The 11,196-nt window shown below is 58.6% G+C and carries 7 protein-coding genes and 1 pseudogene; 4 read left to right on the plus strand and 4 right to left on the minus strand.

The annotated features are described in order from the left end of the window. Window positions 1-4: 4 nt before the first annotated feature. The 3 genes from N7422_RS10905 to N7422_RS10915 all read right to left on the minus strand — a co-directional run bounded on the left by N7422_RS10905 (window position 5) and on the right by N7422_RS10915 (window position 4,127). Window positions 5-2,251 (minus strand): hypothetical protein, encoded by a 2,247-nt coding sequence (locus N7422_RS10905; protein WP_279806530.1) that lies wholly within the window; start codon window positions 2,249-2,251, stop codon window positions 5-7. Between the two features lie 229 nt (window positions 2,252-2,480). After that, window positions 2,481-2,978: a hypothetical protein gene (locus tag N7422_RS10910; protein WP_279806531.1), complete on the minus strand. Its 498-nt coding sequence runs from the start codon at window positions 2,976-2,978 to the stop codon at window positions 2,481-2,483. A gap of 402 nt (window positions 2,979-3,380) precedes the next feature. After that, complete coding sequence (locus tag N7422_RS10915) at window positions 3,381-4,127, minus strand: metallophosphoesterase (protein ID WP_279806546.1); 747 nt, start codon at window positions 4,125-4,127, stop codon at window positions 3,381-3,383. A 216-nt stretch (window positions 4,128-4,343) separates the two neighbouring features. Between N7422_RS10915 and N7422_RS10920 the strand changes: the two genes are divergently transcribed. The 3 genes and pseudogenes from N7422_RS10920 to N7422_RS10930 all read left to right on the plus strand — a co-directional run bounded on the left by N7422_RS10920 (window position 4,344) and on the right by N7422_RS10930 (window position 9,200). Further along, window positions 4,344-4,808 carry a helix-turn-helix domain-containing protein gene (locus N7422_RS10920; protein ID WP_279806532.1) on the plus strand — a complete coding sequence of 155 codons (465 nt, stop codon included), beginning with the start codon at window positions 4,344-4,346 and terminating at the stop codon, window positions 4,806-4,808. Window positions 4,809-5,089: 281 nt separating this feature from the next. Next, window positions 5,090-5,560 (plus strand): annotated as a pseudogene (locus tag N7422_RS10925) (response regulator transcription factor); the annotation flags it as partial. Window positions 5,561-5,567: 7 nt separating this feature from the next. After that, window positions 5,568-9,200 (plus strand): transporter substrate-binding domain-containing protein, encoded by a 3,633-nt coding sequence (locus N7422_RS10930; protein WP_279806533.1) that lies wholly within the window; start codon window positions 5,568-5,570, stop codon window positions 9,198-9,200. A 33-nt stretch (window positions 9,201-9,233) separates the two neighbouring features. Here the strand turns inward: N7422_RS10930 and N7422_RS10935 are convergent, their stop codons facing one another. Beyond that, a complete protein-coding gene (locus N7422_RS10935) occupies window positions 9,234-9,578 on the minus strand; it encodes a YggL family protein (RefSeq protein ID WP_279806534.1) in 345 nt (114 codons plus the stop codon). Between the two features lie 186 nt (window positions 9,579-9,764). On the opposite strand from N7422_RS10935, the gene dacB reads away from it, so the two are divergent. Continuing rightward, on the plus strand, window positions 9,765-11,196 hold a 1,432-nt coding region (gene dacB, locus N7422_RS10940; RefSeq protein WP_279806535.1), incomplete at its 3' end, for a D-alanyl-D-alanine carboxypeptidase/D-alanyl-D-alanine-endopeptidase.

Genomic DNA, 11,196 nt, shown 5'->3' on the forward strand with positions numbered 1-11,196 from the left:
GGCATCACATGGCTCTCGGCTGCGGCTCATCGGCTAAAATTTGTGCCATCTCAAGCAACGCATCACGCACGCGGTTTGGCGTTTGCTGGCCAAGAATGCGGTCGATGGAACGGAATGCGCGATCGCCAAAGGGGTTATGGGCGCGTTCGGTTAATCGATCAGCAGCTCGTTGACGGATTTCCTGAGAGGGTGCTCCGTCGCTAGCAAGCATCGCCCTGAGCTCGACCTGGAGGTTGGTCAGACTGTCCTCGCCTCCTTCGGCAAGCGCCAATGCTGTCAACCCCTTCACAGCGCTGTTCAGAATGTCCCATCCGGTTTCATGCCTGCCACCTTTCTTCCCCCACCCCATCAACAGCTTTCGGGACTGAGTGTAGAGCTCATCACCACCACGCCTAAAGCTGTTCCACGCAGACTCAAACAAGCATTCGGTAAGCGCGAAGTTTTCAACGAAGGTCACCGTCTCCCTGTCATCTGGAATCCACGAAAGCGTGGCCAGGAGCCAGTCAGCGTGGCGGATTAGTTCGTCTTGCAGATGTTCCGGGCAGGCCGGGGCTTCGGACAGGGCACTCAAGAGTGCCGAAATGTCGATAGCCCAGCCGATAGCATCAAAGGTGAACTGAGAACGGCTCTGCACAGCTGCTAGGAGAAGCTCCTTATGGGTAATGAAGATTTGATGGGCCCAGGTCTCGACATTGCCAATGATCCTTGCCGCCTGGTCGTGCTCCTGAGGCGCTGCCAATAGCTCGTTTACAAGGGCAGTAAGCTGACCCCTAAATGAAGCTACGCTGGCGCCCGAAAAATATGGCCCGAGCGTCATGCTGTGAATGGATGCAAGCCCCCCATCTACAGTTCCGAGATAGCTCTTCGAGACTGTCGCCACGGCAGAACGCAGCTTACTGACAAGCGCGCTTACATCACGGTCGCCCTTGACTAGAAGATCTAGGGTTATGGTGGCGAGCTGCTCGACGCCAGTCAGCGTGACAGGTTGGTGGCTGGCCTTCACAACCCCCACCAGCGAGAAGATGCCGATTTTCTCCACTAAAGTACCGATGTCGCTGGAGGGCACGTGTTCGAGAGCCACGGCTGATGCTTTACCCATTATTCGAACGCCTTGCATCATCAGATCAGGCATCTCGTGAGCTGCGACAGATTCAACTGCCGAAGCCAAATAGGTTGCGGCAAGCAGGGCGTGATGCTTTCTGCGCTCGCGCCCGGAATAGTCGATCCCCAGATACACCCCATAAAGCCCACCAAACGCGCGGATCGTGCTCTCTGCAAGTCGCTCATCACCCCTGGATAGCGCGTCTTGCATCGTCTGCCTCAATTGCTCAAGCGTAGTGTTGATGGTGTGGTCGCTCTCTCCTGGAACGGCAAAAAAACCGTTGCCGCCAACAAATGTGCCATTTTTGGCAGCACAGTAAGCGGCATTGATCAGCACTAGGTGATGGAAAGCAGAGTCGGTGACTTCGTAATCGCCTTGGCCGGCGAAGCGCTTCGCATATGAAATTCCATAGTGGATCGCTTGGTGCGCGGCGGTGACCCATTGAGGATTGGCTTGGTAAAAGGCTGCTTTCGTTTCGTTGAACTGGAACCGCTCACCTTCCCCATTGGCCTCAGGAGCCGCCCCCTTTCTCATGAGGATGGCAGCGTTGTCCGCTAGCCGGCTCCATCTCCGCAAATCGCGACTCAACGTGTTCGACATGATGTTGAGCTGCTCCATTGGATTGATAAGCTGGAGCGCTCGACGGTAGGCGTAAAGAAAAAAGAGCACGATCGCAGCGATACCCCAGATAGCGGTGAGCATCGCTGGGATCGCCCAACTCGCATCCGGGATCAACGATGTGCCTGAAATTGCGATGGCGGTGAGGAACGATCCGACGAACGAGCAGAGCAACCGCCGATCAGAACTGAACTGCTTGAAAAGCCCATGGGGCATCCGCTCAACGTTCGTCTGCATCGCGAAGACGATGATGGAGAATGCTATCGCTGCAGCTCCAATCAATGCCGACCCCATCCCTCCGAGAAGACTTCTGAGCGCACCCAGGTTCTCTTGCCTACTGAAGACGTCGCCTACCAAAGACTGTAAAAAGGGAATCATCAGGATGCTTACAGCCACTCCACCGAGGACGGGGATGGCAATCAATTTCATGCCGTGACGCGACCGCCAGAACCCGAATTTTGTCTTAGCTTGAAAGATCCGCATGACAGTGAGCGCATAGGTTCTATGCAGGCGTGCCTTGATGGCTGACATGTCCAATCGGTAAAACGCTCCAATCACGCGGGCTGCCTCGCGACCACCAAGGTGCAAAGCCACAGGGGCCAAACCTGATTATCTTAACGTTTGGGCCCATGAGATTCATCACCCGAGTTGGGGCTGATCCGCATCCATTGTGACCGAGTGGCGTAGCCGGCCAGAAGCCCATGCAGTGATGATTACGCATGAGCAGACTGGGTAGCGCCCAGTCACTTTGACACTTCCTCTATTTAACAGTGACCCCGTAAGCCGCAAACTCGCCCACCAATTTCTTCCGACTCAACAGGCCTGGCAGCTTGAAAATGTTTCTGTAGCTGTACCAAAACGCCATAGGAATCAAAATTAGCCCGAGACCAAACGTGGCTGTCGCAGCAATCACTCCCATTGGAATTGCCGCCACAGACATCAAAATGCCTTTCAACAAAGTCGACCGAGCGATAATTCGAAGATCGTCAAAATCATACTCGACCTTGCCATCAGATTTCTCGACGGCCACGATAATGATCGACTTTTTGGAGGAATGTTTATAATACCAAGTGCGTGGTGAGTCCGTAACGAGCGCACCATGTCGCCGCAGATACGTTGGAACAACGACTTGTTTATAGTAGAACGCCTTGCCCTGCTCATCCTCTACCCTGACTCGCGTGTAAAGCGCATCAATTTCAGAACTATTCTGAGCATCGTAATTTTTTACTATGATTTTGGCCTTCTTCAATTCAGACATGCACTTCCCTTACCTATGTCCATCTTAGTAACTTTTTATGACGCCGGGATCAACTGAGCAACCATCATCTACACCCATTTAACTGGCGCGCAGTATGACCGTCTGCGAAATACCGCCGAAGCTTTCCTCTACGAAGAGCAGATGAGTGACAGCTACATAGCACGACCCTGAGACAGTCAAAAACAGCGTGTAGCCATGCTCCTGACGTGTCTCCTGGATAGCACTCGTCGTGATGCTATCGCCATCCTGGTATCTATTGAGAGAGTCACTGAATATCGCACCTCTGACACCACTCTCTTTGAGCCGCGCGTCCAGCAAGTAGCCGGTTACAGCGCGACTGAATTTTTGATGGGCTGCCGCCGCCAACTTCTCTACATAATTTGGCATTACAATCCAAATATCTCAAATAATTTCAAGGACAAACCCTTGATCGAACCCGCACTTTTCATTGGGATAGCCTCTAGGGTTACTAATTAAGCGACACCCGGCAACCATCGCATCTACTCGATGGTGAGTGTGCCCAAAAACCCAGTAATCAGCTTGGCCTACTAGCTCTGGCCATTCATTGGAATACGCAGGCATCAACTCCGAATCTTTCTCAGCCCCTGAGAATTCAACAAGAGGACAATGGTGAGTAACTACCAACGTCTTGCCGTCAAAATCCTTGGCTAGTTCTTGACTTAGATAGTCATAGGTCTGGTGATTTCGCCGAATGATATCGTCGACTCTTAATTTCCGGTATTCATCACCTGCCCTGATCAAGCGGAAGTCGTTCATGACACTGCGAGCTTCCTGGGAAGACTGGTAGACGCTTCCCTTCGAAGAAAAATCTGTCCAAGCGCAGGCACCCAAAATGCGAAGATCGCCAATGGTCACCGACTCATTTTCGAGCACGTGGACATTAGTGCCAGCAGCGGACTTCTTCATCGACTGAAGCGTGCGATCAATATGGCCCTTATAAAATTCGTGGTTGCCGCAGACGTACACAGTCGGGACTGGAAAGGCGTTCTGTGCCCAGGTAACGCCGCGCCCCTTGGTATGAATGTCACCCGCCAAGATCACCAGGTCGTCATCAACGGCGCCCTCGAAATCGAGCTTCGGTTGGGCGGCGAACTCGACGTGAAGGTCAGAGTAGATTCGGACGCGCAAGAAGTTCTCCAGCATTTGGCCAGCCGCTAGGGGCCTGGTGGTAAAAGTCGAATTAGTCTTATATTGAAACTGCCTTCTCTTTGAGGCGGCGGGGCTCAGGTAAGGCAAATGGTGAGGCAGCGACATGCGCACGACATGATCCATACGATTCAACTATATAGATTTGTTTGGATCATCGCAAACACGGCATACCGTTCCTTTTTTGGAAGCCGTGAAATGTCGATTCCCAAGGGCTTCGCGTCCGCGCTGCGCCTAGTCCGCGTCAGCCGCCAATTGAACCAAAAAGACCTTGGCGACCAGATTGCTTCGTCACACATCAGCCAGTTGGAGGCCGGGAAAACGAGCCCGACGCTGAAGCTCAGTGTGGAGCTTGCAGGGGCTCTGGGGGTGGAGCCTGTTGCCCTCCTCGCTGTTGCGCTCGCAGCCGAACGAGGCGTCACTCCAAATCAACTGCTGGCTCTGGCGACTGCCGATCTGGAGAAGCTGCAGTTGCTCGACGCTGTCCCTCCTGCTGAGCCTGGTGCCATCGACGCTCCTCACCCCACCACCGCGCGGGCCCTGAAGGCAAATGCTGAAGTGCAAAGGCTGAAGGCTCAGGGACTGAGTCGGCTGGAGGTTGCTCAGCAGTTGGGGCTTTCTAAGACTACGGTGCAGAGATATTGGAAGGCTTCTGACGAGTGACGCGCCTAGGCGCCCCATGAGCTAACAAAACTGGGGCAAGCATGTTTTTTACCGGATAGCTAATTCAGAGCCAGAGCACTCCCCGTCAGAATCACTGCAGAGCTCCAGCTATAGGAGCAGGAGCAGGAGCAGGAGCAGGAGCAGGAGCAGGAGCAGGAGCAGGAGCAGGAGCAGGAGCACCAAAGCCTTGCGGGCTTTGGCTGAGAAGCCAAGCAAGATCAAAAGCTCAAGAGCAGTCAAAGCCTTTTGGGCTTTGACACTAAAAAAGTCTTGTCTAGAAAATCCTCGACATCAGTATTCCCAAGCTCGACGGACTGGAAATGCTGTCCCGCTTCCAGACCATGGCCATCCCGCTCAAGGTCCTGGTGCTGACCGCGCAATCACCCGCCCTGTTCGCCACCCGCTGCATGCATTCGGGCGCCGCCGGTTATGTCTGCAAGCAGGAAGATCTGAGCGAGTTACTCAGCGCCATCAAGGCGGTGCTCTCCGGATACAACTATTTCCCCAGCCAGGCACTCAACCCACCACTTACCAAAGATAACGAAGAACTGGAGTTGTTTCGCCAGGTCAATGACCGTGAATTGATGGTCCTGCAACTTTTTGCCCAGGGCCGCAGCAACAAGGAAATAGCCAAAGGCATGTTTCTCAGCAACAAGACCGTCAGCACCTACAAGAAGCGCCTGATGCACAAGTTGCAGGCCAGCACCTTGGTGGAGCTGATCGACGTCGCCAAGCGCAACGCACTGGTCTGAGGTCGTGATGTGGAGGTACCTCGCTGCATCACTACTGTGGCTAAGCCTGGGCGCTCCATTGCAATGCGCCAGCGGAACCGTCGACGCAGGCCGTACGTATACCCTGCTCAGCCGCTCCTCCCCCACATCGGTCCACCCGGTGCTGCCCCCCGCGCAGCGTCAGTGGCTAGCGACGCGTCGAGAACTGGTGCTGGGCACCTCGGCGCCAGACTATCCACCCTTCGACATTTCCACGGGCGGCCGGGAATACCAGGGACTCACCGCCGACTATGCGGGCCTGATCGGCAATGCCCTGGGGGTGCCAGTGCGCGTACGCCGCTTCCCCAGCAGGCCGGCGGCAGTGGCGGCACTCAAGAATGGCCATATCGATCTGCTCGGCAGTGCCAACGGCTATGAAGCCACTACCCAGGGCTTGGCGTTGTCACGTCCCTATGCCATCGACCAGCCGGTACTGGTGACCCGTGAAGACGAGACCCGGGCCTTGGACACGGGCCTTGAGGGTATGCGCCTGAGCATGCTCTACCACTACCTGCCCACCGAGGAGATCCGCGCCAGCTACCCCAAGGCCGAGCTACTGACCTTCGAATCGTCCACCCAGGCCCTGAACGCGGTCGCCTTCGAACAAGCGGACGTATTCATCGGCGACACCGTTTCCACCCATTACCTGATCAGCCGAGGTCACCTGCCTCATCTGCGCATGGCCAACTTCGGCAAGCACGAAGCCGTGGGCTTCAGCTTCGCCCTGCGTGAGGACGAGCAGATGCTGCTGACGTTGGTGGATGCCGCGCTCGATGCCCAGTCCAGCGCCACGCGCAACGATATCTTCAAACGCTGGAGCGCCAGCAGCGGCAATCTGCTGACCGACCGTAAACTGCAATTGTCGCCACGGGAAGAAAGCTGGCTGCGTGACAATCCGGTCATGCGCGTGGTGGTCAACGAAACTGCCGCGCCACTCACCTACTTCGACAGTAACGGCCGCCTGCGTGGCATCGTCGCCGACCTGCTCGAACTCATCCGCCTGCGCACCGGCATGCGCTTCGAGATACGTCGCGCCAGTGGCGATGGCGACATGGTCGATCAGCTCGAGTCCGGCCGCGCCGACATCATCGCCAGCCTCTCCATCGACGCTCGCCAGGGTAGCGCGCTGCAGGTGAGCAGGCCCTACCTGGAAAGCGCCTACGTCCTGGTGAGCCATATCGGGGCCGATCAACCCAGCAGCCTGACGCAACTCAAAGGCAAGCGCGTGGCCATTCCCCGTGACAGCACGGTTGCCGCACTGCTGACCGCCCAGCATCCGCGGATCCACCAGGTGGCAACCGAAAGCACCTATTACTCGATGGCACTGCTGGGCAGCGGCGCGGTGGACGCCGTCATCGCCACCCTCATCGATGCCAACCACATGGTGGCCGCCAGCAACGACCTCGTCATCCGCAGCACGGTCGGCACCGAGCCGGCGACCTTCTCCATGGCAACCAGACCTCAGGCCGGCGAACTGGCGTCGATACTCGACAAGGCATTGCTGAGCGTTTCTCCCGAAGAGCTTGGGGTGATCAACAGCCGATGGCGGGACCACGGCCTACGCGAGGACGCCTACTGGCGCAACTACAGGCGGATCATCTTCCAGGTGGTGGGGGTCATCGGCGTGCTGCTGGTACTGGCGCTGGTCTGGAATGCCAGGTTGCGCCGCCAGATCAAGCAGCGCCAACGTGCCGAACGAGCACTCAACGACCAACTGGAGTTCATGGGCGCACTGCTCAATGGCACGCCTCATCCGATGTACGTGCGCGACCGCGAAGGGCGCCTTAAGAGCTGCAACGAAAGCTACCTGCTTGCCGTGGGCGCGACCCTTGAACAGGTCATGGGCAAGCGCTTGGAGGATAGCCAGTTCAGCGATCGTGACTACACCCGCCAGGTTCAGGATGACTACCGACGGGTAATGGAAGAAGGGCGGCCGCTGATCCTCGACCGCCCGCTACGCCTCAAGGACAAGGAGCTGACCATCTATCACTGGATCCTCCCCTACCGCGATTCGCTGGGCGAGATGCAAGGCATCATTGGTGGCTGGATCGATATCAGCGAGCGACGCAACCTGGTGCAGGACCTGCGCCTGGCCAAACAGCAGGCCGATGACGCCAACCGCGCCAAAAGCGTTTTCCTCGCCACCATCAGCCACGAGATCCGCACCCCGATGAATGCGCTGATCGGCATGCTGGAGCTGGCGCTCAAGCGCGCCGAACAAGGGCAGCTCGACCGCCCGGCGCTGGAGGTGGCCCATCATTCGGCGAGGGACTTGCTGGGATTGATCGGCGATATCCTGGACATTGCCCGCATCGAGTCTGGCCATCTGTCCCTTGCGCCGGAACCGGTCGACCTTGCCGCGCTGATCGAATCGGTCGGCCGTGTCTTCGACGGGCTGGCCCGGCACAAGGGTCTGACACTGGATGTGACCATCTCCCCCGAGGCACGCTGCCATGCGATGCTCGACCCCCTGCGCTTCAAGCAAGTGCTGTCGAACCTGGTCAGCAACGCGATCAAGTTTACCGAGCAGGGCCAGGTGCATATCACCGCTAAACTGCACATAGAGCACGAGCCGACGGTGACCACCCTGGATCTGGAAGTACGTGACACGGGGATCGGCATCCATGAACAGGACCAGCAGCGCTTGTTCTCTCCTTTCGTGCAGGCCAACCCGTACAGCGATGGCGCTCGGGCCGGCACCGGGCTTGGCCTGGTCATCAGCCGCAACCTGTGTGCCATGATGGGCGGCGAACTCAGTCTGCAGAGCCTTCAGGGTGTAGGCACGCGCGTGCGCCTGATGATGCCCCTGCAACGGGTCGACCCGGTCGAGTCGCCCTTGCCTGCCACCACGAACATCGAGCGGCCCGATACTCGCCTGAGAATCCTGGTGATCGATGACCACCCGGCCAACCTGCTGCTCATGGCCCAGCAACTCGGCTATCTGGGGCTACGCCAGGAAAGCGCCAGCGATGGACGCGAAGGGCTGCGCAAATGGCGCGAGGGCTGTTTCGACGTGCTGGTGGTCGACTGCAACATGCCACAGATGAACGGCTACGAACTCGCCAGGACCGTACGGGCGGAGGAGCGCCTGCAGGGGCGACCACGCTGCGCCATGCTCGGCTACACGGCCAACGCCCAGCCCGAGATACGCCAGCAATGCCTTGACGCCGGCATGGATGACTGCCTGCTCAAACCCATAGGACTGCAAGTGCTTGGCCAGCGGCTGGCTGCCATTACCGGTCTCTCCCGACAATGCATCGGCCGCAACCCACCTCGACACCGCTTTGACCTCGAAGGCTTGACGGCCATCGTCGGTGACAGTGTCGTCGACCGGAACCGGATTCTCAGCACGCTGCACCTGAGCCTGCGCCAGGATCTGGAGATACTGATGGCGATCGACCCGGCGCAGGACGCCGACGGGCTGGCCGCCCACGCACACAAGATCCTCAGCGCGGCCAGAATGCTGGATGCAAGAATGCTGATTCAGGCGTGCGAGGCGTTGGAAGCGACCGGATTGACCCTGGCCGAGCTGAAGACGCGTCGTCAGGCGCTGGCGCGCCACATGCGTCGGGTGGAGCACGCCTTGGCCAGGCAATTGAACGACCTGGCCAAGGCGGGATAAGGCGGCGCGACCGGAGGGAGCCGCCTTCAGGGATCAGGAAGCCGAGTTGATCGGCTTGTCCGGATACCAGGCGTCCAGCAGCGGGCTGACTTCGATCTTGGTCAGTTCGCTGCGGCCCTTGAGCCAGCCTTCGACGGTGGCGCGTTGTTCTTCGCTGACCGAACCACGCTTGGCCAGGCAGACCAGACCGAAATCGTCGCCGCCGACGTAGTCCAGACCGTTGGCATCCATGGCTTCAGCCAGGAAGGCGTCGAGGAAGGCATCGATGGCTTCATCGGACAGGTCTTCCTTGAAGTCCAGGTTCAGTTCGAAACCCAGCTCCTGGAACTCGTCAACGCACAGCTTCTTGCGCAGACGACGGGAACGGTTGGTAGCCATGAAACAATCCTCTCAATTAATTACGCGCGGCACTTTACCAGTTTCCGGCGTCCAACGGCGCTTTTCCGTCGAACGAAACCCATGTGTGTCGCGCTTGGGGCATAATGCGCACTATATTTCGATCTGGGGCCATCATTGCTTACAGCCCCTTTATCTTTTTCCCTCGCCTGCAGGGTTAGTGCACCTATGATCAAGACGCTCCGCCCACTGCTGCTCGCCGGCCTGTTCCTACCCCTCTCGCTGACTGTCCAGGCCGCCGCCGTCAACACCACCTTGCCTCCCAAGGTGCAACAAGCCCTCAAGACCAACAAGCTGCAGGACTCGGCCCTGTCCCTGGTCATGCTGCCGCTCGACGGGCCAGGCACACCGACCGTGTTCAACGCCGACGTGTCGGTCAACCCGGCCTCGACCATGAAGCTGGTGACCACCTACGCCGCGCTGGAGCTGCTGGGCCCGACCTTCCAATGGAAGACCGAGTTCTATACCGATGGCACCCTGAGCAACGGCGTGCTCAATGGCAACCTTTACCTCAAAGGCGGTGGCGATCCCAAGCTGAACATGGAAAAGCTCTGGCTGCTGATGCGCGATCTGCGCGCCAATGGCGTGCGTACCGTGACCGGCGACCTGGTCCTGGACCGCAGCCATTTCGTTCAGCCCAACCTGCCCCAGTTCAATGACGATGGCGGCGACGAAAACAAGCCGTTCCTGGTCAAGCCGGACTCGCTGCTGGTCAACCTCAAGGCCCTGCGCTTCGTTGCCCGCAACGATGGCGGCAGGGTGACGGTTGCGGTCGAACCACCGATCGCCAGCATCCGCATCGACAACCAGGTCAAGGCCTCGTCCGGCAAGCAGTGCACCGGCGACGTACGCTACAACCCGGTGGTACAGCCCGACGGCGTCAGCGTGACGGTAAGCGGTCAGCTCGGCGACGGCTGCAACTCGCAGACCTACCTGTCGCTGCTTGACCATCCCACCTATGCAGCCGGCGCAGTGCGCGCCATCTGGGCTGAACTGGGCGGTAGCATCCAGGGTCGCGACCGTATCGAGAACGTGCCCAAGAGCGCCCGCCTTCTGGCCCGGGCCTTCTCGCCGGATCTGGTGGAGGTGATCCGCGATATCAACAAGTACAGCAACAACACCATGGCTCAGCAGCTGTTCCTCAGCCTCGGCGCACAGTTTCGCACCGATGCCGACGGTGACGACGCCCGTGCCGCCCAACGCGTGGTGCGCCAATGGATGGCCAAGAAAGGCATCACCGCGCCACACCTGGTGATGGAGAACGGTTCCGGCCTGTCCCGCGCCGAACGGGTCAGCACCCGCGAGATGGCCGCGCTGCTGCAGGCTGCCTGGAAGAGCCCGTACGCCGCCGAATTCATCAGCTCGATGCCGCTGGTAGGCATGGACGGCACCATGCGCAAACGCCTCAAGCGCACCGCCATGAGCGGCGAGGCGCACATCAAGACCGGTACTCTCAACACCGTGCGCGCCATCGCCGGCTTCAGCCGCGACAGCAACGGGCATACCTGGGCCGTCGCTGCCATCCTCAACGACCCCAAGCCATGGGGCGCCTCGCAGGTGCTTGACCAGGTACTGCTGGACCTCTACCGGCAGCCGAAGC

This window comes from Pseudomonas sp. GD04091, from assembly GCF_029836165.1.
In the GTDB taxonomy this organism is placed as follows: Bacteria; Pseudomonadota; Gammaproteobacteria; order Pseudomonadales; family Pseudomonadaceae; genus Aquipseudomonas.